We start from the raw sequence: 21,940 nt of genomic DNA, 5'->3' as shown, positions 1-21,940 counted from the left end.
ATGTCAACTATATTTCTAAGGATAGTTTATGTCTGATAACACATCGCTAGAATCAATCTTTCGTCTAGTGCACTCTTTGAAACGTCAAATGAGCGAACAGATTGAGAGCTTAGACTCAGAGATCGCACCTATGAACATTCGTGTCATGAAGATCATTACTAAGAAGTCTCCATGTACCGCTATCGATATCGCACACTTCCTAGATCGTGATAAAGCACAGGTCACTCGGCTCATTAATGCCTTGATCAATCAGGAACTTGTGAAGAAGTCTCCGAACCCGGAAGACAAGCGCAGCCAGTTATTGGTTCTGACTGATAAGGGTCAAGAGATCATGAGTAAGGTCTCGGATATCGATCGAGACATGCTGAAGAGAATGACCAAAGGCATGGCCGAAGACGAGTTAGAACAATTCAGAAAAATTGCGAAGAAAATGGCGCAGAACTTAGAAAGCTGATCTTAAAAATAAAACTAAAAAACGCCACCGAATCGTAAGATCGGTGGCGTTTCGTGTATAAGTTGGGTTGTACAGCTTAGTGGTTTAGCTATGTCTATTTGGATGACAGCTCTAATTCGATGCTAGTTTCCACCATGCCTGAACAGGTACAGGCTCTGAGATCACCAAACGTTCACCCATCACCGGGCTTACCATTTGTACATCTCGCTCTTTGCTTATCGCCAGTGCTTGTTCCATTGGGTCTTGCCAATCATGCATAGAAAGGTCGAAGGTACTGTTGTGGATTGGCATCATCACCTTACCTTGCAGATCAATGTGTGCCTGAACACTCTGTTCTGGGAACATATGAATATCCGCCCAAAGTGAGTTATACGCACCCGTTTCAACCATGGTTAAATCAAACGGCCCAAAACGGTCGCCAATCTCTTTAAAGCCATTGAAGTAACCAGAATCACCGCTAAAGAAGACTTTCTTGTCTGAAGCGTTAATAACCCAACTGCCCCACAGTGTTTGGTCACGATCAAGCAAGCCACGACCAGAGAAATGCTGTGTCGGTGTCAACGTGAACTCAATGTCTGAGGCCGTTGCCGATTCCCACCAGTTCAATTCGATGATCTTCTCTTTATCCACGCCCCACTTTTCCAACAGTGCGCCCACTCTTAATGGCACTAAGAACGTCCCTACTTTGTCGGCTAATACCTTCACGGCACCTTTGTCTAAATGGTCGTAGTGATCATGGCTGATCACTACCACATCGATGTCAGGTAGATCTTGCAGTGAGATTGGGGTTGGGTGAAAGCGCTTTGGCCCCATCCATTGCACTGGTGATGCTCGATCACTGAACACAGGGTCAGTCATCACTAGCTTGCCATCTAGCTTCATCATCACACTTGAGTGACCTAAGCGGTACGCAACGTCTTCTGTCTCTTCGATCAATTGCTCGGCTGTCATCGGAATCAAAGGCAATGCAGCACGTGGCACTGGCTCATTTCTTTCCACGGTTACATACGCTTTCAAGATTGAAAAAATATCAGACATGCCCGATTTGTACTCTAACTCACTGTTAGCAAACTTCTTTGGAAGCTTATCTAGATTGTCATTTGATTGTGAACCTGTGCTTACGATAGCGACCACGGCAAGTACTCCTAAAATCGGTAATAGATATTTTTTCATTGGTATCTCTTTAACCGTTGGGATAGACCCAACACATAAACTACACCGACTAGTTTATATGCCAAAACCAAAAAGTAAACCACCGAGTGTAATTTTTAATTTATCTAGACGTAAGCGTGTCAAAGTCGATTTTGGAAAAACCAATTTTGGCAACGAGTTAACTTAGTTATTTAGCTAGTAAGAAAGGTTAATCAGCAGACCATACATTCTTGAAATCTGGCCATCCCCAGTTGGTAATGGCCACGTTTTTCAAAATGCCTTGAAAACGCACGGTTTGTAGGTGATGGAACATAGGCACTAGCCAATAATCAGAAATCAACGTCGATGCAACAGGCTCCAACTCTGCCAAGTAATTCGGCAGTTCAACTGAGGCTTTGTGATGATCTAAGCGCTGTTTAAGCCAATCACTGTTCATCTCTCCGAGCGCGGAATGCAATACAGGGTCATTCATCAACCACGAGAACAGCGAAGATGGCGCATTATCATCGAGATTCAGGTTACACAATACCAAATCTTCTTTTAAATCGCCCCGCTGAGAAAGCAGCGCCAACTCTCGAAAGCTATAGGTGTTCACTTCAACTTCCACTCCATGTCGTTTAAGGATGTCCGACACGCAAATCGCACACCGATAAAGGGCATAGTAGTTATATACCGCAATGCTCAATTTCTTAGGCAACTCGCTCTCTCTGGAAGGCGTTCGATACAGCTTCTGCCAACTTGGCAATATGTTCTGAGCCAAAGAGACACTGAATAATCCTTGGTTTTGCTCCAGTTGCGCCAAAATAGCCTGAGGGTTTGCAAGGGCTGATAGGTACTTACGTTGCTCGTCGCTTAACGGATTCACTGCTGAGTTTTGATTGAACAGAACAAACAAACAACCATCTTCGATTCGACTACGAAGCCCGTCAGTTTCAGCCGAGACTAGCTCAGTGTCGCTTTTCCCTAATTGGTGAAAACAGGCGGAGTCTTCATAAGGTGACACCTGCATCTGGCTATCATCGAATCGAGCACTACCTGTCATCGACTCTTCAAACTGCCAAATAGTCACTTCATCGGTTAAAGAGCGACACCCGTAAAAGTGTTCGAATGCCGAGAGCTTGATGCGCTCACTATTGGTTTCAACCACTCTGAAAGGGCCAGTACCGATCACAGCATGAGACATTGAGCTCAATGGTAATGGTTCACGCATCACTTGCTCGGCGGGTTGAATCGAATACTTAACACCAGCAAGCAACCCCGCAAAACCTGTGTCCGCTTGGGTTAATTTAAAACTGATCCTTAATGGCTGCTCACTGTAGATGGAAGCGACATGATCTAACTCAGCTTGATAGAAAGGCAGAGCTTGTAGAGCAGTAAACAAAGCAACCAGCTGCTTGGCATCTACTGGCTGACCATCATGAAAAGTCAGACCGGGGCGCAGATAGAAAGTCCAAACCAGTTGCTCTGTGTCATATTCCCAATGGTGAGCTAATTCAGGCTTTAACTCACCTTTACCATTACACGTCACTAGGCAGCTAAAAACCTGTCTTATCAAAAATCGTTCGCTACTGCGGTGTATATGGTGCGGAAACAAATCCTCAAACTTACGCTTATAGGTTAATTGAACGTGCAGCAGCCCTTCACGCATGGTCGCGCCGGAAGTTTCTTGCAGTAAAGAACCAAACACAGCGCGGTCATTATCCAATATGGAAAGTGCTTTTTCGTACTTGCCCTGCTCTATCAGTTTACTTGCAACATGCTGCGCCAACTCTGAATTGCTAAAACGCAGTGTTAAGTTAGAGCGTTGATTCCTGCCAACTTTTGGCTCCCACACCACCCATTCAGCTTGATGCATCTTACCAAGTAAGGTTCGAGCGTGACGCAAGCTTGTAAACAGCATATCCGCTACTTCGGCTAGGGTGACTGAATGAGAAATGTTTGGCTCGAACGACTCTAGCCGCGTGTAGTAACGCATCATGTTTAGATCAGACAAATAATGAACCTTTTAAAGATAGCTCTTCCTAATTAAGCCCATTATAAAACACATTCATCAAAAAGTAGTGTAATGCGACCAAAACAGGAACAACCAATAAAAATAACATCTGTTTTTTAGTTCCTCTTAATTATCCATAATGAACGGGTCAGCAACAAACCATAGGTTGTAAATAAAGCCTAACCAGAGAGAGTAATGACCATGAGAAAATACTATCTTAACAAGCTAAAAAGCACCTGCAGTAAGCTCGAAAGAGAAGCACTACGAACACTTTTAGATCTATGTAACTGGCGTTATTAGTACACTTTTTAGCACCGAGTAAACGCGAGTTGGGTACAACCTAATATGCTCCTACCCCCAATATGAGTTAGGTCTCAACTCGCTTTTCCATTCCAATTCCCCTCTCAAGCCTGCTGTACCAATAGCTCACACAATCGATAAATTTCCGTTGTCGACTCGACAAATTTAATTCGTTTTCTTAGTTGAACGAAAAGCCTTAAGGTTCGCCCCGAAGCAAGCAAGGAGCCTCAGAAAAAACTGAAAGCTCAGCTAACAACTAATTTATTTGCAGTTACCAATCAGGTATTAACTAAGGAAACGCCATGCGTATCGCAATTCTTTCTCGCAACGAAAATCTATACTCTACCGCTCGTCTAAAGCAGGCTGGAGAAGCACGTGGTCATCAGGTCGATGTTATCGACACGTTGCACTGTGATATAGATATCGCGAGTAACAATCCGAAGATTCGCTACATGGGTGAAGAGCTACCTCAATACGATGCTGTTATTCCACGTATTGGCGCTTCCATTACCTTTTACGGAACTGCGGTTGTTCGCCAATTTGAAATGATGGGCACTTTTTGTATCAATGAGTCAGTAGCAATCAGTCGCTCTCGCGACAAACTGCGCTCACTACAACTGTTGTCTCGTAAAGGTATTGGCTTACCAAAAACAGGTTTCGCTAGCCGCCCAGACAAGATTCAAGACCTGATCAAAAACGTAGGCGGCGCGCCACTTGTGATCAAGCTTCTTGAAGGCACTCAAGGTATCGGCGTTGTACTAGCAGAAACAAACAAAGCAGCAGAAAGCGTTATCGAAGCGTTCATGGGCCTAAAAGCGAACATCTTGGTTCAAGAGTTCATTGAAGAAGCAAATGGCGCAGACATCCGCTGTTTTGTTGTTGGCAACAAAGTAATTGCTGCAATGAAGCGTCAAGCTGGTGAAGGTGAATTCCGCTCTAACCTGCACCGTGGCGGCACTGCTCAGCTGGTTAAACTAACCAAAGAAGAGCGCGCAACAGCAATCAATGCAGCGAAAATCATGGGATTAAACCTATGTGGTGTAGATATCCTACAATCTAAGAACGGCCCAGTAGTAATGGAAGTAAACTCTTCTCCAGGCCTAGAAGGCATCGAGAAAGCAACGGGTAAAGATGTAGCAGACATGATTTTCGAATTCATCGAGAAGAATGCAAAACCAAACGCTAACCGTACTCGTGGCAAGGGCTGATTGAATACCGATAACTCATGATTGGAAAGAAAATGAACAATAAAATGATCATAGGGAATACCGAAGCACTTTGCTTACCAGAGTTAGGGATAACTGGACTACATACACGTGTTGATACAGGGGCTAAAACCTCTTCTCTACACGTAGACAATCTACTATGTGTTAAATCAAATGGTGAGAAATTCGTAGAGTTCGACCTTCACCCAGACGTTTATCACCTAGAAGAGACGGTGCGCTGCAAGGCGAAACTGAAAACAAGTAAGAAAATTAAATCATCTAACGGCGAAGTTGAACACCGTTGCGTGATTGAAACCATGCTAAGAATCGGTGGCCAACAATGGCCGATCGATATCACGCTAAGCAACCGTCAAGACATGACTTACATGATGTTGCTTGGACGTCAAGGCATGAGTGACAAAGTGATTGTTGACCCTGCGGGTGAATTCCTGCTGACTCACTAATCCGAGTCATCGTAACCGCTCCACAGGTTATAACTAAAGCTACTCACAACGATATAAGGCCAGTCTCATGACTGGCCTTATTGCTATCTATTTTTCTATTTCTACTTTCAGCTCTGAATACACGACTTTGCATTCAGACTTCTGATCTATTTCTTCGATTTACCATGAGATTGAAAACCAAATCGCCCAATCGATAAAAGTAATTTCTTGGTTTTGATTTTCGTCACTCGCCAATGTGTAACAGGCCTTCTTGGGGCACTCATCAGCAGGTGTTCAAAAGCCTTCTGACTGAAATCGACTTGCCCACCATGCGCCACCAGCAAGGTATCGAGCTGCATGTCATAGATACGAGATACCGACTCTCGGTACTTATTCGGATGAAAGATAGGGAAAGGCGGAATCAGCTTCGTTTTCACTTCCACCATGAGGTCTGCCACATAGGCAACGCTGTGAGATGGGCAATAAACCGAAAGATCTCTGTCGGTGTGGCCCGGGGTTTCTAGAACCAACCAATCATCAAAACCCGGAATGCTCTCACCATCCGACAGTTTGTAGTCCGGCTTTAACTTTCTTGAATACCACAAGTTCGCTTTCGGCTTTCCTAAGCGGTTTGCCATCCATCTTGCCAATGCTAGATCGGTCAAATGCATCAAGATACCATCGATACCGTGATACCAATCCTTATCTCGGTTTGCTGCCACCAAGTTACAGCTCGTGAGCTTTCTGAGCTTGTGCGCTGCCCCTGCATGGTCAGGATGCATGTGTGTCACCACAACCGTGTGGAGATCAGAAAAATCACGCATAAGTTCGGTTTCAATGAAAGTCTTCAAATGCGGGATGTCGGCTCGACATGCGCCATCAAGCAACAGTAATTTGTCCGGATACTCGACCAAATACATGTCTTGGATATAGCCTTTAATGGTATGCAGTTGCAAACCCACTCCTTGTGATAATTCAACTGGTCAGACCTACACCATAGCAAACCCATATTGATTTGTAACAAATTTGTTAACTATGAAGTCACATCAAAGTACCATGCTCTTCCGCTCTTTTATCGTGACGACAAAATACGTGATTTGTTGACCTAAGTTATTAGGACTATATATGCGCCTCTAATTTATTGTCTGAGTGCTATACATGAACCAACTAATCGATGCTCTTTCCACCCAAGGCTACTTTGTTTGGGATGACTTCTTAACGCATGAAGAAGTGGTGGCATTGAGGGATTGCATTCCAGAGAACTGGAAAAAGGCTAGGATTGGCCGTAACGATGAAGTAACGCGAGAGTCGACCATTCGTAGCGACAAAATTCAGTGGGTACACCGCGACATGGGTGAGCCTGCTTCTCTGTTCCTAGATAAAATGGAGCAGATTCGTTTAGAAGCAAACAAAGCGTTCTTTTTGGGTCTCTTCGAGTACGAAGCGCACTTTGCTAAATACGAAAAAGGCGACTTCTACCAAAAGCACTTAGACTGCTTCAAAGGCAATGAGAACCGCCGTCTGACTACCGTGTTCTACATGAATGACGAGTGGACAGAAGAAGACGCAGGTGAGCTTGTAGTTTACGACCTACAAGACAATCACATCGCAACCATTCCGCCAAAATCAGGTCGTCTGTTTGTGTTCTTATCTGAGCAGTTCCCACACGAAGTTCTGCCAACCAACACAGAACGATTCAGTATCGCAGGTTGGTTCCGTATCAACGGCGTGAAAGACAACCAACTCGATATCGCACACTAAAGCGAGGTTCGGGTCAAAGCCTCATCTCATCCAAAGCCTCTCCACTCGAGAGGCTTTTCCTCTTAGTACTGCTAGGAAAGTACTAAGAGGAAAATATCACTTTTATGAGCCGAATCCTGTGTAGAGACTCTTGCCCAGCAATTACTCTGGCGTATTCGGGAAAACTGATATTTAATAAATATTTACGATGCGCATTCAAGAAGGATTAATTATGTCGTCTATCATCGTAGGTCATCGGGGTGTAGCAGGTACTCACCCAGAAAATACCAAAGCAAGCATTGAACAAGCGGCTAAACTCGGCTTGAAATGGATTGAAGTTGATATTCAGCCCACTCAGGATGACCAACTGGTCGTTTGTCACGATCACACGCTTGAGCGCTGCAGCGATGGCAAGGGTCGAGTTGATGAACACACCCTTGCTGAACTGCGTCAGCTCGATTTTGGCAGTTGGAAGTCTGAGCAGTTCGCTGGAGAAAAAATACTGACGTTGGAAGAGTTACTCACACTTGTTGAGCAGCATGATCTTAGCGTCAACCTCGAAATCAAAGTCGACAGTCGACATCAAGCGCCTCATGTCGTTGATTTGCTGCATACCGAGTTGATTCGTTCAAATCTAGACACCGACAGAGTGCTGCTTTCAAGTTTCAGCCATCAAGTGGTTTCTGAAATGGCTCTTCACCTGCCGAGATACCGCGTAGGTGTGATCACAGAGCAGCTGACTCAAGCCGACTTGATGTTGATTGACGAGGTTAAAGCGTTCAGCTGTCACATGAACTACGAGCATGTGAATCAGAGCGATCTTGATACACTCAGTGAAGCAAATATTCAAACTTGGTGCTACACAGTAAACGATCCCTCTCACTTCAAATTCATCTCAAAAGTAGATGCCGTATTCACTGATCTTCCGAATCAATTTACCTCTATAAATTGACCAAGCGAATACTGCAAAAACAACCCCGAGAGACTTTAAAATTAACTCTCGGGAAACCTTAAAATTAGGTAGCAAACACAAGTGAGTAGGAGTACATTCCGCTACTCACTTGGTTTCATTAGCTCGATCTATTTAGACAGCTTCATTGGTTACTTAATTTATGGATCTCATTTTTAGTCCAACCTTCCCAATTTTGGGTGCAATCTTCATTTTCGCCGCTATTGTTCGTGGCTTCTCAGGTTTCGGTTTCACCTTAGTGGCATTGCCATTAAGTGCGTTATTCGAGCCTGTTATCGAACTGGTTCCCGTCTTCATGTTGATCGATCTCCTAGGCAATGTTCAATTACTGCCTAAAGTTCGAAAGCACGTTAACTGGCGCTGGGTTTTAAAGGTGTTTATCCCTTGTTTTGCCTTCACACCAGTCGGCCTACTTCTGCTTAAATCCGTTAGCCAAGACACGATCATCTTGATCATCAGTGCCTTCATTTTTGCGTCTGCGCTTATGATCTATAAAGGCTTCCAGTACAAAAGCGAACCTAGATTTGCTCCCTATATTCTAGGCAGCCTTGCAGGTGTAATGAACGGCGCGGCTTCGATGTCAGGACCTCCAATTGGCACTCATGCATTGGCAAGCCCAGTCGCTCCGCACATTGCTAGAGCCGGACTGATAGCCTTCTTTGTATTGGCTGATTCCACTGCGTTTGTTTCGGCATCTATCGCTGGGTTAGTCGACCGCGATGTAGTTTGGCTGACTCTCGCGCTTCTACCAAGCAGCATGTTTGGCGGTTATGTGGGTTCTAAACTGTTCGAAAGATTTGGTGGAGCGAAGTTTAAGCCAGTCACCATTGCATTGCTGATTGTGATTGCAATATTCAGTGCAGGTCGAGTCTTACTGTAACGGCTTTAGCGTTTAATTTTGGACGTTGCTTTTACGAATTGGTTTCGCGAATTGATTGCGCTAATTGACTGCGGAAAGTGATTAAGAAAACTGGGTACCAATGACTACCATTCGATATGGATAGGGGTACCCATTTTTACAAGTTGGAGAAACTCATCCATATCTTGATTGGTTAACGCGATACAGCCATCCGTCCAATCAAAACTTTGAATAAAGCTCGGCGAACGACGCTCGCCGTTTTTGATGCCATGGATTTTGATGTTTCCTCCAGGATCTACATCATTTTGCTCTGCCCATTGCATATCCGAAGGTTGCGGATAGTTAATATGTACTGAGCGATAAAAGTCCGACTCTTCCATCACATAATCGAGCTGGTATTCCCCTTCCGGCGTTCGGTTGTCCCCTTCAAAGCGTTTATGCCCTTTCGGTTGTTTGCCTAGCGCAATACGAAACTCCTGAATCACCTCTTCACCTTTTAGCAGATACATCCTACGTTTCGATTTATCGACTTTAACTAACGTAACCACTTGCGACAGCGAATCTATCTCAGATGCGCTATCCGGTACGTTGTAAAACTGTCGAGAGGAACTTTGAGGTGGACGTTTCGATGACCCTTGAGAAAACTGAGCTACCTTTTCATCAGGGCTACTGTTAAGAACATCATCCACAATAATCACATGCTCGGAGTTTGAGCTCGTGGAAGAGGTTGAGTTAGATGAAGACGTTGAGACACGTTGAGAATGAGCCGGTGCAGACTCGAATACGATGGTTTCGATAGCGGTCGCGTCAGAGACTATTTTCTCGACCACGACTTGCTCAGCATTCGCGTTCGAAGCCACAAACAGTAAACACAGTGATAAAGGCAGAAACAGACGCACCTTTAGATCTCCTCAAAACGCATGGACATGGTTCGTGACTGAGTTTCCATTCCTAACGACTCATAGAAACCCTGAGCTTGTTGGTTAAACTCCATTACCTCCAACCTAAGTTCTATCGCTCCTCTCGCCTGCGCCCATTGATTAAAAGACTTCATTAACGCTCGACCAGCACCTTGGCTCTGAACCTGATCGTTCACCACAATCGTATTGACCCTTGCCACCTTGTGCGGCTGAATAAAACTGACCCCTTTGTTCTGCGTTACCTTACCCGCTAAAAAACCAACGACTTGCTTGTCATCGACTGCAACCAAGAAAGCGCCAAGTGGGTCAAGCATCAAACCTAACCAATACTCTTCACTGTCGGCCAAGCCTTGTGACGCTGGTGCAAATACCATAGGCGCACCAAGATGATGTTGACGGTTTATCTGCTCAGAGAGCGCTAAGATCGCGTTAATATCAGTTACCTTGGCCGTCCGGATTTGCATATCATCACCTTGTTTGAATTCAATAACACCTTAGCAAAAATGGCTTAGTTGTGCACCGTTACACTGGTCAACTCAGACGCTCTGTGAAGGCTGAACATTAATATTAGGCACTATGTTTAGGGAAATTGTTCCGTAAATCTCAGGCACATTGCCAGCCGTTGAGTGCTACTATCTCTGCAGAATCAATATACTAACGACGACTAACGACTGGATACCTATATGATTAAGTTTGCTGTAATTGGAACCAATTGGATTACACAAAAGTTTGTTCAAGCTGCGCACGAATCTCAATCGATGCAACTTGCTGCGGTTTACTCTCGAAATCTAGACAGCGCGGCACAGTTCGCCCAAGAATTTGACGTTGAAACCACGTATGACTCACTCGACGCATTGGCCAATGACAACACTGTAGAAGCCGTGTACATCGCTTCCCCTAACTCACTGCATTGCGAGCAATCTATCTTCATGATGGAACACGGCAAGCATGTTATCTGTGAAAAGCCGGTTGCATCAAATATTGATGAAGCAACACGCATGTTCGAAGTCGCTGAGAAAAACGGTGTGGTGCTGTTTGAGGCGTATAAATCTCAATTCCTACCGAACTTTAAGCAAGTTCAACTTGGGTTAGAAAAGATTGGCAAGGTACATAAAGCACACATCAACTACTGCCAGTATTCATCGCGCTACCAAAAGTACCTAAACGGCGAGAACCCAAATACCTTCAACCCAGCTTTTTCTAACGGCTCATTGGTCGATATTGGCTTTTACTGTGTTGCCGCGACAGTCGCGCTATTTGGCAAACCTGAAAACGCACAGGCTTCTGCAAAGCTACTTGATTCAGGTGTCGATGCTCATGGCTGTGCGATCTTCCAATACCCTGAGTTTGATGTGACCCTTGCGCACTCCAAAGTCAGCGACTCTTATGCGCCAAGCGAGATCCAAGGTGAATTAGGGGCGATCATCATCGATCACATCGCTGAATGTACTGACGTTAAGATCCGCTACCGCGATGGCACGGTAGAAAACCTTACTCAAGCACAAAGCGAAAACTCCATGAGTTACGAAGCGCAGGCCTTTGCTAGCTGCATTGCTGGCGACAACGCAACACAAGCGCAGGCCCAACTGCGCGCTTTAACGGTTGCGAAGTTAATTACAGAGATGCGCCAACAAGTTGGTGTAGTGTATCCAGCGGATAAATAACGTCACAGCGTAAGTTAACAAACTGATTTTTAATACATAATTATTTATACATAACTGAATTTAATCTTTACGACAAATAACCGGATTAGTTGATTGAGGTCCCATCTGTTTAAATCCGCGTTCGATATCTATCGTATTTATTTAATTTATTGAAGGTGTGTAAAGTGTTTTCAGTTGATGATCGCGTTGTAGCAACAAAAGGTGTTGAACTAGGTGAAATGGTAGTAACTGGCCTAAGTGCTGGTGGCGGCTACGTTCACGTTACAACGGTAGAAGGCGCAATGACGCTTACTTACCCAGCGCAAGATCTTAAAAAAGCATAGTTTAACCACTCTGCCCTTTTAGTAGTCACTCTACTAAAGGTAACAAAATTGAGGCTTTGGCTGACTTCACTCTTCTGCATTAGAGTAAGCAGCCAGAGCCTTTTTTATGCCTGTAATTTACCCACTAGCTTTCTCATTCGCTTACTCGTTACAATAAAACCGCACTCAACTGACAATAGAATTAGGCAACGAGTTTCTACACTAAGTGCTTATTCCCATCGTTCTCTTGATATCCCCGAGCACTTAATCGCAGTGAATAGTTCTTGTTAACAAAGGCTTATTGTCTGCGAAAGTTTCTGGTACATTAGCATCATCTTATACTAAGAAAGACCCGAATGAGGGAAGCTATGAAGCTTTACATTTACGATCACTGCCCTTTCTGTGCAAGAGTCTCCTACATTGCTCAATCGCTAGGCTTGAACATTGAGCTTGTTTCTGTCGATTATGATGATGCCCAAACCCTTATCGATCTGATCGGTAAAAAGATGGTACCCGTCTTACAAAAAGACGATGGCTCTATCATGGCAGAGAGCCTAGATATCATCGCGTACTTCATGGACTTGAAATCAAGCGATGAGCAGCGTGTGCCATCTGAGCAAGTGACTGTGTTCCAAACTCGCGCATTCCCTCTTACTCAACAGATTGGACGCCCACGTTGGTGGAACCTCGACTTGGCTGAATATCGCTCTGCTGGAGCCAAAGAAGCTTGGCGTGCCAGTAAAGAGACCGAAGGTTTTAACTTTGAAGAACTGTTAGAAAAGACGCCTCAGTTCGTTCAACTGATTAACCCATTACTGAAAGATGCCGAACTCTTACTGGATCTAGAGAATGGTGAGTCATCACTGCCTCTAGTCGATCAAGCGGTGTATTTCTCGATGCTTCGTGGCTTTTGCGTAGAACCAAGCATCACATGGCCACCAGCACTTGAACGCTGGTTAGAAAAGAAAAGTGAAACGCTAAAGCTGTCTTTACTTCGCTAGAAAGCTATCTCGATTAAGAAAGCAAGCTCTGATTAAGAAAACAAGCTCTGACTCGCAAGCGACTACAACGAGCACAAACAAAAAATCGAAGCTCTCAGGTGTAAACTGCGAGCTTCGATTTTCTTTTATCTGGCCATTCTATTTCTCTAAGGCTTTGTCTTACAGCAGACGCCTTCTCAAACCTGTTCGCTCCAAGATTCGTGTCGAAATTTCTTCAACCGATAGTGAAGAGGTGTTGATGTAAGGTATCGCTTCTCGACGGAACATCGCCTCTACCGTTTGCAATTCATACAAACATTGTGAGTCACTGGCGTATTCGCTGCCTGCTAAGCGGTTCTCACGAATTTCAGTGAGCCTTTCTGCATCAATGGTCAAACCAAACAGCTTATGTCGGTAAATCTCAAACTCTGGCAACAGCTTTAAGCGTGCCAAGTCATCGTGGATAAATGGGTAGTTTGCTACGCGTAAGCCAAACTGCATCGCCATATACAAACTTGTTGGTGTTTTGCCACTTCGAGAAACACCCAACAAGATGATGTCGGCTTCTTCCAGCCCTTTTAGCGTGATGCCATCATCATGCGCGAGCGTGTACTCAATCGCAGCAATACGGTCGAAATACTTCACCGAGTCCTTGTTTACACTGCGTGAGCGCTGCAACTTAGGAACAGGCGCCATCTGAATGTCATCCTGTACTTTCTGCACGATGCTCTCTAACACGTCATAACAGTGCGCGGGCGCTTCTAGCAATTTGGTTTTGATATCAGGTATCACAATCGAAAAGAACACTAGCGGTTCTAATCCGGTATCACGATACGAAATTTCAATCTCTTTTAATAAATCAGAAAGTTTGTCCTCACTTTCCACAAACGGAAAGGTTTTTTCATTGGCTTTAAAAGGGAATTGACCTAGAACAACATGCCCTAAAGTCTCACATGTTATGGCCGTTCCATCAGAAACATAGAATACATCACGACTTTGAATATCAATTTGCATTTTTTATTTAATGTTTAAAATTATTTTGAGTAGGATGGTAACCATAATATAGATAATAAAACCCTGCTGACTATTACGTCCCCCACAGCTTTAGAAAATAATTTACATTTTTTTAAACTGACACGTAATCGTTTGCCTTTAGATCCCTACAATGCTTGCTATGTTTCTGGAGAAATAAATGCAAAATAATACCCTATGGTTCAATGGCCTATCCATGGAAGATGTCGACAAAGTCGGCGGTAAGAACGCCTCACTGGGCGAGATGGTTTCTAACCTGTCCAATGCTGGTGTTTCTGTACCTAATGGTTTTGCTACCACCTCTTATGCGTTTAACGACTTTCTTGACTACAAAGGTCTTGATGAGCGCATCCACCAACTACTTGATGAACTTGATGTTGAAGACGTTGACGCACTGCGTAAGACAGGTGCAACGATTCGACAATGGGTTCTAGACGCACCCTTCCCAGAATCACTAGAGCAAGACATCCGTGATAACTACCGCGAGCTAATCGAAGACAACGAAGAATTGTCTGTAGCTGTGCGTTCATCTGCAACCGCAGAAGACCTTCCAGATGCTTCATTCGCAGGCCAGCAAGAAACCTTCCTTAACGTGAAAGGCATCGACGCGGTACTCGAAGCAACCAAGCACGTTTACGCGTCACTGTTTAACGACCGCGCTATCTCTTACCGTGTACACCAAGGCTTTGACCACCGTGGCATTTCATTGTCTGCGGGTATCCAGCGCATGGTTCGCTCAGACAAAGCCTCTTCAGGTGTGATGTTCACGCTTGATACTGAGTCTGGCTTCGACCAAGTGGTATTCATCACCTCTTCTTGGGGCTTGGGTGAAATGGTTGTACAGGGCGCAGTGAACCCAGACGAGTTCTACGTTCACAAGCCAATGTTAGAAGCGGGTCACTACCCAATCGTTAAAAAGACGTTTGGTTCTAAGTTGATCAAGATGATCTACTCGACCAATCAAGAAATCGGCAAGCAAGTCGATATCATCGACACCGACACTCAAGAGCGTAACGAGTTCTCACTCAACGATGAAGAGATCAAAGAGCTAGCAAAACAAGCGATGATCATCGAGAAGCACTACCAACGTCCAATGGACATTGAGTGGGCGAAAGATGGCATCGACGGCAAGCTTTACATCGTTCAGGCTCGCCCAGAAACCGTATGTTCTCAAAGCGATCAAAACGTTATCGAGCGTTACGAGCTAAACAATAAGGCGGATGTCTTGGTTGAAGGCCGCGCTATCGGTCAGCGTATCGGCTCTGGCCCTGTTCGCTTGGTTGATTCTCTAGACCAAATGTCACTGGTTCAAGAAGGCGACGTGCTGGTAACTGACATGACAGACCCAGACTGGGAACCTGTGATGAAGAAAGCGTCTGCGATTGTGACTAACCGTGGTGGCCGTACTTGTCACGCTGCGATCATTGCTCGTGAGCTAGGCATTCCAGCAATCGTTGGTTGTGGCAGCGCAACAAGCAGCCTAAACGATGGCGATACCGTGACAGTGTCATGTTCAGAAGGCGAAACAGGCTACGTTTACAACGGCGAACTCGATTTTGAAATCAAACGTTCTGAGGTTGATGAGCTACCAATGCTACCAACCAAAGTAATGATGAACGTGGGTAACCCAGATCGTGCCTTCGACTTTGCACAAATCCCGAACGAAGGTGTTGGCCTTGCTCGTCTAGAATTCATCATCAACAAGATGATCGGTATTCACCCTAAAGCGCTGCTTAACTTCGATGCACAAACGGATGAGCTAAAAGCGGAAATCAACGAACGTATTCGTGGCTACAAAGATCCTATCGATTTCTACGTAAGCAAATTAACAGAAGGCATCGCGACTATCGCTTCTGCATTCTGGCCTAAGCGTGTGATCGTACGTATGTCTGACTTTAAGTCGAACGAGTACAGCAACCTAGTCGGCGGTAAAACGTTTGAACCGCATGAAGAGAACCCAATGCTGGGCTTCCGTGGTGCATCTCGTTACATCTCACCAGTATTCGAAGACTGTTTCGAGCTAGAAACTCAAGCGATCAAACGCGTTCGCAACGAAATGGGCCTTAAGAACGTTGAAATCATGATCCCATTCGTTCGCACGCCAAGCGAAGCGGCATCGGTTATCGACATTCTGGCTAAATTCGACCTTCGCCGTGGCGACCAAGGTCTGAAAGTGATCATGATGTGTGAGCTACCATCGAACGCAATCTTGGCTGATGAGTTCTTGAAGTACTTCGATGGCTTCTCTATCGGCTCAAACGACATGACGCAACTGACACTTGGCCTCGACCGAGATTCAGGCGATGTGGCACACCTCTTCGATGAGCGTAACCCAGCCGTGAAAGCAATGCTGAAAATGGCGATCGATGCAGCAACCAAAGCGGGTAAATACGTGGGCATTTGTGGCCAAGGCCCATCTGACCATGACGACCTAGCAGAGTGGTTAATGGAGCAAGGCATCAGCTCTGTTTCACTAAACCCGGATACGGTTATCGATACGTGGTTGAAGCTAGGTAACGTTGCTAATAAATAAGTACCGTTTTACGCAGTACCTAAACGACAAAAGCCAGTCACATTGACTGGCTTTTTTAGGTTCTTTCCAAATTAGCTGGCTAGAGCGCTAGAAGTAGTATCTCACACCAACCCAAGCTTCGGTTTGCCAACCATTCGGCATTGGCACACCTTTCACATCAACATCCGCTTTGGTAATGTCATAGCGCGTATTCAACCACCAAGTTCTTGCAGTGTTCATCGGCACATTTAACGATGTTTTAAATGAGAAGTTTTGCATGTCGATATCATCACCAGAAAGATCTTGCCACTCAGGAACCAAAGACACATAAGCGCCAGAGTCACCGAGATGCTTCGCGGTAATCAAACCAAGCGAGTATCCCGTTAAATCATCTTTAGATGAAGTGACGCCAGGGATCTCCATACTACCAGTCATCAGTCCTGCTCTTGGAAATACCAGGAATCCACCGGTATAAGCTGGATTAATCGCAACAACACCGCCAACCGACAATAAGTCATTTTTAATACTGTTGCGCGTATTAATATAATCTAATGAAAGACCCACTTTAGGCGTAGCTTTCGTCCCTGTTTCAAAGACGTGGAAGTACTGAATTCTAGAGTTGCTGTACTCTGTACCGAATTTGTCTGGATCGCGAAGCGCTGTGTTGCTTTCATCGACAAACGTCCCTTCGGCCAGTAGGGCAAACTGCTGACCGTTTTCTAAACCGCCAGAAACTTGCCCTTGAAATTGGATATCTGAACTACCATTCAGCATCAATGCAGCTTGAGTATAAACTTTAGTGACATCAGCAGGATCGATAACACGTTCGGAATCTGAATCGGCATGTGCAGGAAGGGCTAGACCTAAACTCAACGGGATTAATAGAGCAAACTTTTTCATTATATCTCTCGAAAGTCGTTTGCTTCCTCCTTGAAGCCTGGAACATCCTGTTAGGTAATAAATAGATTACTTGTCAGCAAGTAGTTTTGCTGCCGAACGCATTAGTGCAGGGCCTTTATTCTCACCAAAACCTGAGTGGTATGGGTTGGTTGAGAACATCACACCCACAAAGTCACGTGCAGGATCGATGTAAATAAATTGGCCTAGGTTGCCACTTTTCGACATTGCACCGTCATTGAAAATGAAATCAAATTGGTATGCGTTGTAGTCTGCTTTTTCGTTGTATGCGTGCAGTGAACTGCTCTCTTTGCTAGTACCTACGAATGCTTTTGGATCACCGCCGTTGCGGATACGATCAATCACAGCTTGTGACACCACTGGCTCATCAGCCACCGCTTTCCAGCTAGGTGTAAATAGTGTTCCCCAGCGAGCCATGTCTTCTACCGTTGATGAAACCAAGCCAACCGCGATCGCCATGCCATCTGGCGTCAAGTTGAATTGCATTGGTTGACGTGCGTGCACTTTTGACCAAACACGATCTTCGAATACTTGAGTCCAAGTTTTGTTCTCAACGTTTTCAACTAACTTAGTCAGCACCATGGTGTTGATAGATGCGTAACGGAAATGGTCACCGGCTTTTTCACCTTCCAGTTTCTGTGCACCTTGAGCCACTTCCATCCAAGTTTCCATTTCACCCGTTTTTGCACGAGGTGAGTTAAACGATGCCGCAAAGAAACGCACCACATCAGAGTCTGGGTTCAAGATAGACTCTAATGTCTCTTCATTGTCTAGCGCGGTCGACATGTTCAGAACTTGGTGTACTGTGATGCCATCCCAGTTCGTTCCTTTCAATTCAGAAACATACTCAGCGATCTCTTTTTCAGGGTCGACTTTGCCCTCTTCCACTAACATTGCGATCACTGTGCCAACCGTCGTTTTTGCTGTAGATGCCCAAACGTGCGTATCTGTCGGCTTCATACCTGGGTAAGCTTCGTAAACGATCTCCCCTTTGTGAATCAACATAAAGCCTTGGGTACGGAACTGTTCATCCGCCAAGTACTCATCCATTGTCAACTGACCTTTGCTTTCAGTATCAACTTTCAGTGCAGCGAGTCGTGGGTCGATATTTTTGACTAAAGGCTTGTACTCTTCGTTTGGAGCCGCCAGTGCCGTTGGTAGAAACTCACTCATGTGCATGTTGTAGTAAACGCTGTGGTCGCCGCCCATCTGCCAATGAAAGTTATTGAATAACTCACGAGCTGAGTCAGTAAAACTTGGGGTAAATGCTGTGCTCGCCTCTTTCACGGTCAAGGTAACTTGAGCACCTTCAACTTTCAGAGCTTCTTCAACTGGGTTTGCTGCAAGAGCAAATGATGATGGGGTCGCTAACGATACTAGAACGGCAATGTGTTTAAGTTTCATAATTGTTCTCCTGTTTGGGTTAGGAAAAGTATAGGGAGATGCGCTACACTTAATTAGGTCACTTGATGACATTTAATGGTAGGCACAAAACAATGAAAGCATCATCGAACACCACCAGCATACTGCTCACTTCGACCAGTAACATTGCTCCATATATTCAGTATTGTGACAAACATAGACTGGATTGGCGCACCGTCGCCGTTGCGTGCGGTCTACCCATTGAACTGACACAATCCAATCAATGGCTTCCTACACAAGACGTGATTCGCTTCATTCATGGCCTTGAGCGTAAGTTTGGCTATTCGATAGGGATTGAGGTTGGACGTAAGGCCTCTCTAGAGCAATTGTCACCTGAGCTAGACCGAAAAATTGAACAATGCACTTCTCTCGAGCAAGCGGTACGCTGCTTGATTACTGAAATATCGACCTTAAGTAATCACGTCACCATATGGACGGAAAAAAGCGATGGATTGTGGTGGCTGTGTCATCGAAGTTGCTATCACCCATCGACCTCAGGTTTTGAACAAGCAGAATGGTTTCGCGCCCTGACCGTGATTAGCCTATGCCGTAAGTTCATTGACAGTCGCTGGCAACCATCACACGCCAAGTTGGTCTCTAAGAACAACAGCGCACGTAAATTACCTAAGCATTTCTTTGATTCTGATATTCAGTTTGAAGAGCAATACGGTGCGTTCTCGATTCCGCTGCCCGATGATTATCGTGCCATTTCAGAACGAAATAGTACCCAAGATTGGCATCACGCTGTCGAGATATTAATAGACACCTATGCGACTCTACCTTGGTTCAATATTGAGTGGTTTGCGACCATGCTCGGCATGACAAAACGAACGCTGCAGAGAAACCTGAAGAGCAAAAACATTCTCTTTAAACAAGCCAAAGAACAAGTTCGGGAAGCTAAAGCAAAACAGCTACTTGAAGAGACCAACCTTTCTGTTCAAGACATCAGTTGGCAAGTGGGTTACAGCGACTTGAGTAATTTCAATCGTGCATTCAAAGGTTGGGTTGGAGTCACGCCACCAAGTTATCGGGATAAAGCGAAACATTAGAAATAGTCGAATGGAAAACCTTTAGACCCAATCCGCTAATATAAAACTCAGAAACAAGATACGACACCTTAAATTTCAATAAGCGAACGCATAAAGTTACATTGTACAATGCTCACATACCGATGAAACTGTGCAAAGGTAATATCGATAGATTTAATGACATTTATTGGTATCGAGCTAACGTTACGTTATCCTTTACGCAATTCTTCATTGAGTGGATTGTCACTACGACAAACCTACCTTCAAGACTGATAAGAGTGTTATGAATTCTACGACCGCAACTCCCTCGCCTTCTCTTGGCCGACAACTCTATACAATGACATGGCCAATGCTGTTTGGGGTGCTCTCCCTGATGAGCTTCCAACTTGTAGACAGTGCTTTTATTGGCCAGTTAGGCGTACTGCCGCTCGCGGTTCAAGGCTTCACGCTACCAATTCAGATGATCATTATCGGGATTCAAGTCGGACTAGGCATCGCGACAACGGCTGTGATCGCGAGAGCTATTGGGGCTAACGAGATACGCTATGCCAAACAGCTCGGCGGATTAGTCGTTGCGATGGGCAGTGTGAGTGTCGCGCTGTTCTCGGTCATCATCTATCTGTTGCGTGGTCCTATTTTACAACTCCTCGATGCACCACCGACGGTACTGCCGATCATTGATTATTACTGGATCTATTGGCTGGTAAGCTCTTGGACAGGCGCACTGCTCTACTTTTTCTACAGTGTGTGTCGTGCCAATGGTAATACCATGCTGCCCGGTTCGATGATGATCGCGACCAGCATCATCAACTTGATATTGGACCCGATTTTCATATTCACGCTCGACATGGGCATCAACGGAGCCGCGATTGCGACCATCTTGGCGTTCGGTGCGGGTATCTTTATCGTTGGTCCTAAGGTAACTAAGAAGCATTGGATGACATTCGACTGGCACGATCTTGATATCGGCAAGAGTATTCGTTCTATAGGAAACATCATGGGGCCTGCGATGATCAGTCAGCTACTGCCACCAGCCTCTTCGATGCTCGCCACCAAACTGCTTGCAGGCTACGGCACAGCAGCCGTTGCAGCTTGGGCGCTAGGTTCACGTTTTGAGTTCTTTTCGATTGTTGCAGTGCTTGCTCTGACTATGTCGATGCCACCTATGATTGGCCGAATGTTGGGAGAAAAGAACCTAAGGAACATACGTAGTCTTGTGAAGATTGCCGTGATGTTTGTATTAGGATTCCAATTGGTGATCGCACTGGTAACTTGGATGTTCTCTGGCGGGTTGGCAAATCTCATGACCAGCGAAGACGAAGTCTCGACCATTTTGAACTACCACTTACTTATCGTTCCTATCAGTTTAGGGCCGTTGGGTATCTGTATGCTGATGGTTTCTATCTCGAATGCGCTTGGTAAGTCTTATACTGCCTTAACGATATCAGCACTGCGCCTGTTCGCCTTCTTCTTGCCTTGCTTGTGGATTGGTTCGCAGCTTGCTGGTATTGAAGGCCTGTTCTGGGGTGCCATGGTGGGTAATGTGCTTGCCGGTACATGTGCTTGGTTTATGTACCAACGCGCACTTGGGCAAGTCGAGGCTAAGCTTTCTAATTAATCAGTTAGCGAACTAAACGGCTTGCCAGCTAAACCGCTATAAAGTTATTAAACGAAAAAGCAGCCACTTAGGCTGCTTTTTTAGTTTCAGACTTAAAATATATTGGGGTTAGACTTGCTCAAAGTAAGCCAAAAACTCACCGCAATCTTTTTGGAATGGTGGCAATATTTCTGCTAGTGTTTCATCATCCCAATGCCACCATTCAAAGCTTTCTAATCGCACGGCATAGCTAGGAGCATCAAACCGAGGACGCAGTTGCCAAACGCAATCGAGTATGGCGGTACGCCTTAAGCAGCGGTTGCCAACGAAAACAATCAACATAAATGAGTTAATCATTCCATTGTATCAAAGTACTTCACCAGCCTAAAACTGCAGTACTTCAGTTTCATTCGGGACCATTTTAAAAGGAAGTTATACCAATTAAAGTA

General features: G+C 45.1%; 21 protein-coding genes. 12 read left to right on the top strand and 9 right to left on the bottom strand.

All coding sequences use genetic code 11. The annotated features are described in order from the left end of the window. Positions 1 to 28 precede the first annotated feature (28 nt). Positions 29 to 454 carry a MarR family winged helix-turn-helix transcriptional regulator gene (locus AB4154_RS16305; RefSeq protein WP_017060573.1) on the top strand — a complete coding sequence of 142 codons (426 nt, stop codon included), beginning with the start codon at positions 29 to 31 and terminating at the stop codon, positions 452 to 454. Positions 455 to 565: 111 nt separating this feature from the next. Here AB4154_RS16305 and AB4154_RS16300 read toward each other — a convergent pair whose 3' ends face one another. Both AB4154_RS16300 and AB4154_RS16295 read right to left on the bottom strand, forming a co-directional pair. Next, positions 566 to 1,627 (bottom strand): MBL fold metallo-hydrolase, encoded by a 1,062-nt coding sequence (locus AB4154_RS16300; protein WP_029235615.1) that lies wholly within the window; start codon positions 1,625 to 1,627, stop codon positions 566 to 568. 187 nt (positions 1,628 to 1,814) lie between these two features. Next, positions 1,815 to 3,599 (bottom strand): SgrR family transcriptional regulator, encoded by a 1,785-nt coding sequence (locus AB4154_RS16295; protein ID WP_372123571.1) that lies wholly within the window; start codon positions 3,597 to 3,599, stop codon positions 1,815 to 1,817. 602 nt (positions 3,600 to 4,201) lie between these two features. Here AB4154_RS16295 and rimK point away from each other — a divergent pair. Both rimK and AB4154_RS16285 read left to right on the top strand, forming a co-directional pair. Next, positions 4,202 to 5,107, top strand: coding sequence for a 30S ribosomal protein S6--L-glutamate ligase (rimK, locus tag AB4154_RS16290; RefSeq protein WP_004740040.1), 906 nt, complete (start codon positions 4,202 to 4,204; stop codon positions 5,105 to 5,107). Between the two features lie 32 nt (positions 5,108 to 5,139). Continuing rightward, the gene (locus AB4154_RS16285) at positions 5,140 to 5,568 is read left to right on the top strand and encodes a RimK/LysX family protein (protein ID WP_004740039.1); all 429 of its coding nucleotides are present in this window, start codon (positions 5,140 to 5,142) and stop codon (positions 5,566 to 5,568) included. 146 nt (positions 5,569 to 5,714) lie between these two features. Here AB4154_RS16285 and AB4154_RS16280 read toward each other — a convergent pair whose 3' ends face one another. Beyond that, positions 5,715 to 6,503 (bottom strand): MBL fold metallo-hydrolase, encoded by a 789-nt coding sequence (locus AB4154_RS16280; RefSeq protein ID WP_372123569.1) that lies wholly within the window; start codon positions 6,501 to 6,503, stop codon positions 5,715 to 5,717. A 202-nt stretch (positions 6,504 to 6,705) separates the two neighbouring features. On the opposite strand from AB4154_RS16280, the gene AB4154_RS16275 reads away from it, so the two are divergent. The 3 genes from AB4154_RS16275 to AB4154_RS16265 all read left to right on the top strand — a co-directional run bounded on the left by AB4154_RS16275 (position 6,706) and on the right by AB4154_RS16265 (position 9,137). Continuing rightward, positions 6,706 to 7,308, top strand: a complete 603-nt coding sequence (locus AB4154_RS16275) for a 2OG-Fe(II) oxygenase (RefSeq protein WP_105057954.1) — start codon at positions 6,706 to 6,708, stop codon at positions 7,306 to 7,308. A 211-nt stretch (positions 7,309 to 7,519) separates the two neighbouring features. After that, entirely contained in the window at positions 7,520 to 8,239 is a 720-nt protein-coding gene (locus AB4154_RS16270; RefSeq protein ID WP_372123567.1) for a glycerophosphodiester phosphodiesterase family protein, read from the top strand. A gap of 160 nt (positions 8,240 to 8,399) precedes the next feature. Next, positions 8,400 to 9,137, top strand: coding sequence for a sulfite exporter TauE/SafE family protein (locus AB4154_RS16265; RefSeq protein WP_050645840.1), 738 nt, complete (start codon positions 8,400 to 8,402; stop codon positions 9,135 to 9,137). A 104-nt stretch (positions 9,138 to 9,241) separates the two neighbouring features. Here the strand turns inward: AB4154_RS16265 and AB4154_RS16260 are convergent, their stop codons facing one another. Then, the gene (locus tag AB4154_RS16260; RefSeq protein ID WP_017064906.1) at positions 9,242 to 10,015 is read right to left on the bottom strand and encodes a murein L,D-transpeptidase family protein; all 774 of its coding nucleotides are present in this window, start codon (positions 10,013 to 10,015) and stop codon (positions 9,242 to 9,244) included. Between the two features lie 2 nt (positions 10,016 to 10,017). After that, on the bottom strand, positions 10,018 to 10,500 hold the full coding sequence (locus tag AB4154_RS16255; RefSeq protein ID WP_065584882.1) for a GNAT family N-acetyltransferase: 483 nt from the start codon (positions 10,498 to 10,500) through the stop codon (positions 10,018 to 10,020). Positions 10,501 to 10,719: 219 nt separating this feature from the next. On the opposite strand from AB4154_RS16255, the gene AB4154_RS16250 reads away from it, so the two are divergent. The 3 genes from AB4154_RS16250 (at position 10,720) to grxB (ending at position 13,003) form a co-directional block, all read left to right on the top strand. Continuing rightward, positions 10,720 to 11,700 carry a Gfo/Idh/MocA family protein gene (locus tag AB4154_RS16250; RefSeq protein ID WP_017060561.1) on the top strand — a complete coding sequence of 327 codons (981 nt, stop codon included), beginning with the start codon at positions 10,720 to 10,722 and terminating at the stop codon, positions 11,698 to 11,700. A 164-nt stretch (positions 11,701 to 11,864) separates the two neighbouring features. Continuing rightward, positions 11,865 to 12,023, top strand: coding sequence for a hypothetical protein (locus AB4154_RS16245; protein ID WP_004733064.1), 159 nt, complete (start codon positions 11,865 to 11,867; stop codon positions 12,021 to 12,023). A 347-nt stretch (positions 12,024 to 12,370) separates the two neighbouring features. Beyond that, positions 12,371 to 13,003, top strand: coding sequence for a glutaredoxin 2 (gene grxB / locus AB4154_RS16240; protein WP_102394180.1), 633 nt, complete (start codon positions 12,371 to 12,373; stop codon positions 13,001 to 13,003). 159 nt (positions 13,004 to 13,162) lie between these two features. Here the strand turns inward: grxB and AB4154_RS16235 are convergent, their stop codons facing one another. Then, the gene (locus tag AB4154_RS16235; RefSeq protein WP_017060559.1) at positions 13,163 to 13,996 is read right to left on the bottom strand and encodes a pyruvate, water dikinase regulatory protein; all 834 of its coding nucleotides are present in this window, start codon (positions 13,994 to 13,996) and stop codon (positions 13,163 to 13,165) included. Positions 13,997 to 14,174: 178 nt separating this feature from the next. Between AB4154_RS16235 and ppsA the strand changes: the two genes are divergently transcribed. Further along, positions 14,175 to 16,547: a phosphoenolpyruvate synthase gene (gene ppsA, locus AB4154_RS16230; RefSeq protein ID WP_372123565.1), complete on the top strand. Its 2,373-nt coding sequence runs from the start codon at positions 14,175 to 14,177 to the stop codon at positions 16,545 to 16,547. 87 nt (positions 16,548 to 16,634) lie between these two features. On the opposite strand, the gene AB4154_RS16225 is transcribed toward ppsA, so the two are convergent. Together AB4154_RS16225 and AB4154_RS16220 are read right to left on the bottom strand one after the other, a co-directional pair. After that, the gene (locus AB4154_RS16225) at positions 16,635 to 17,426 is read right to left on the bottom strand and encodes a hypothetical protein (RefSeq protein ID WP_017060557.1); all 792 of its coding nucleotides are present in this window, start codon (positions 17,424 to 17,426) and stop codon (positions 16,635 to 16,637) included. A gap of 66 nt (positions 17,427 to 17,492) precedes the next feature. Continuing rightward, positions 17,493 to 18,848, bottom strand: a complete 1,356-nt coding sequence (locus AB4154_RS16220) for a serine hydrolase (RefSeq protein WP_017060556.1) — start codon at positions 18,846 to 18,848, stop codon at positions 17,493 to 17,495. A 92-nt stretch (positions 18,849 to 18,940) separates the two neighbouring features. Here AB4154_RS16220 and AB4154_RS16215 point away from each other — a divergent pair, with 92 nt between their 5' ends. After that, positions 18,941 to 19,915 carry an AraC family transcriptional regulator gene (locus tag AB4154_RS16215; protein WP_017071579.1) on the top strand — a complete coding sequence of 325 codons (975 nt, stop codon included), beginning with the start codon at positions 18,941 to 18,943 and terminating at the stop codon, positions 19,913 to 19,915. 262 nt (positions 19,916 to 20,177) lie between these two features. Further along, positions 20,178 to 21,512: an MATE family efflux transporter gene (locus AB4154_RS16210; protein ID WP_372123563.1), complete on the top strand. Its 1,335-nt coding sequence runs from the start codon at positions 20,178 to 20,180 to the stop codon at positions 21,510 to 21,512. 108 nt (positions 21,513 to 21,620) lie between these two features. Here AB4154_RS16210 and AB4154_RS16205 read toward each other — a convergent pair whose 3' ends face one another. Next, the gene (locus AB4154_RS16205; protein ID WP_372123561.1) at positions 21,621 to 21,848 is read right to left on the bottom strand and encodes a phosphonate metabolism protein; all 228 of its coding nucleotides are present in this window, start codon (positions 21,846 to 21,848) and stop codon (positions 21,621 to 21,623) included. Between the last annotated feature and the right edge of the window lie 92 nt (positions 21,849 to 21,940).

The organism is Vibrio sp. 10N.286.51.B11 (assembly GCF_041469245.1).
Lineage (GTDB): Bacteria > Pseudomonadota > Gammaproteobacteria > Enterobacterales > Vibrionaceae > Vibrio > Vibrio crassostreae_C.
Note: the sequence above shows the minus strand (reverse complement) of the source record. Positions and strands in the feature narration are given on the sequence as shown.

What these genes read in the sequence shown, in the direction of transcription:
- AB4154_RS16265 (WP_050645840.1), top strand. Translation starts at nt 8,400, where the DNA reads ATGGATCTCATTTTTAGTCCAACCTTCCCAATTTTGGGTGCAATCTTC.
- AB4154_RS16300 (WP_029235615.1), bottom strand. Translation starts at nt 1,627, where the DNA reads ATGAAAAAATATCTATTACCGATTTTAGGAGTACTTGCCGTGGTCGCT.
- AB4154_RS16220 (WP_017060556.1), bottom strand. Translation starts at nt 18,848, where the DNA reads ATGAAACTTAAACACATTGCCGTTCTAGTATCGTTAGCGACCCCATCA.
- AB4154_RS16275 (WP_105057954.1), top strand. Translation starts at nt 6,706, where the DNA reads ATGAACCAACTAATCGATGCTCTTTCCACCCAAGGCTACTTTGTTTGG.
- AB4154_RS16270 (WP_372123567.1), top strand. Translation starts at nt 7,520, where the DNA reads ATGTCGTCTATCATCGTAGGTCATCGGGGTGTAGCAGGTACTCACCCA.
- AB4154_RS16305 (WP_017060573.1), top strand. Translation starts at nt 29, where the DNA reads ATGTCTGATAACACATCGCTAGAATCAATCTTTCGTCTAGTGCACTCT.
- AB4154_RS16250 (WP_017060561.1), top strand. Translation starts at nt 10,720, where the DNA reads ATGATTAAGTTTGCTGTAATTGGAACCAATTGGATTACACAAAAGTTT.
- AB4154_RS16235 (WP_017060559.1), bottom strand. Translation starts at nt 13,996, where the DNA reads ATGCAAATTGATATTCAAAGTCGTGATGTATTCTATGTTTCTGATGGA.
- ppsA (WP_372123565.1), top strand. Translation starts at nt 14,175, where the DNA reads ATGCAAAATAATACCCTATGGTTCAATGGCCTATCCATGGAAGATGTC.
- AB4154_RS16225 (WP_017060557.1), bottom strand. Translation starts at nt 17,426, where the DNA reads ATGAAAAAGTTTGCTCTATTAATCCCGTTGAGTTTAGGTCTAGCCCTT.
- AB4154_RS16285 (WP_004740039.1), top strand. Translation starts at nt 5,140, where the DNA reads ATGAACAATAAAATGATCATAGGGAATACCGAAGCACTTTGCTTACCA.
- grxB (WP_102394180.1), top strand. Translation starts at nt 12,371, where the DNA reads ATGAAGCTTTACATTTACGATCACTGCCCTTTCTGTGCAAGAGTCTCC.
- AB4154_RS16205 (WP_372123561.1), bottom strand. Translation starts at nt 21,848, where the DNA reads ATGATTAACTCATTTATGTTGATTGTTTTCGTTGGCAACCGCTGCTTA.
- AB4154_RS16215 (WP_017071579.1), top strand. Translation starts at nt 18,941, where the DNA reads ATGAAAGCATCATCGAACACCACCAGCATACTGCTCACTTCGACCAGT.
- rimK (WP_004740040.1), top strand. Translation starts at nt 4,202, where the DNA reads ATGCGTATCGCAATTCTTTCTCGCAACGAAAATCTATACTCTACCGCT.
- AB4154_RS16255 (WP_065584882.1), bottom strand. Translation starts at nt 10,500, where the DNA reads ATGCAAATCCGGACGGCCAAGGTAACTGATATTAACGCGATCTTAGCG.
- AB4154_RS16210 (WP_372123563.1), top strand. Translation starts at nt 20,178, where the DNA reads ATGAATTCTACGACCGCAACTCCCTCGCCTTCTCTTGGCCGACAACTC.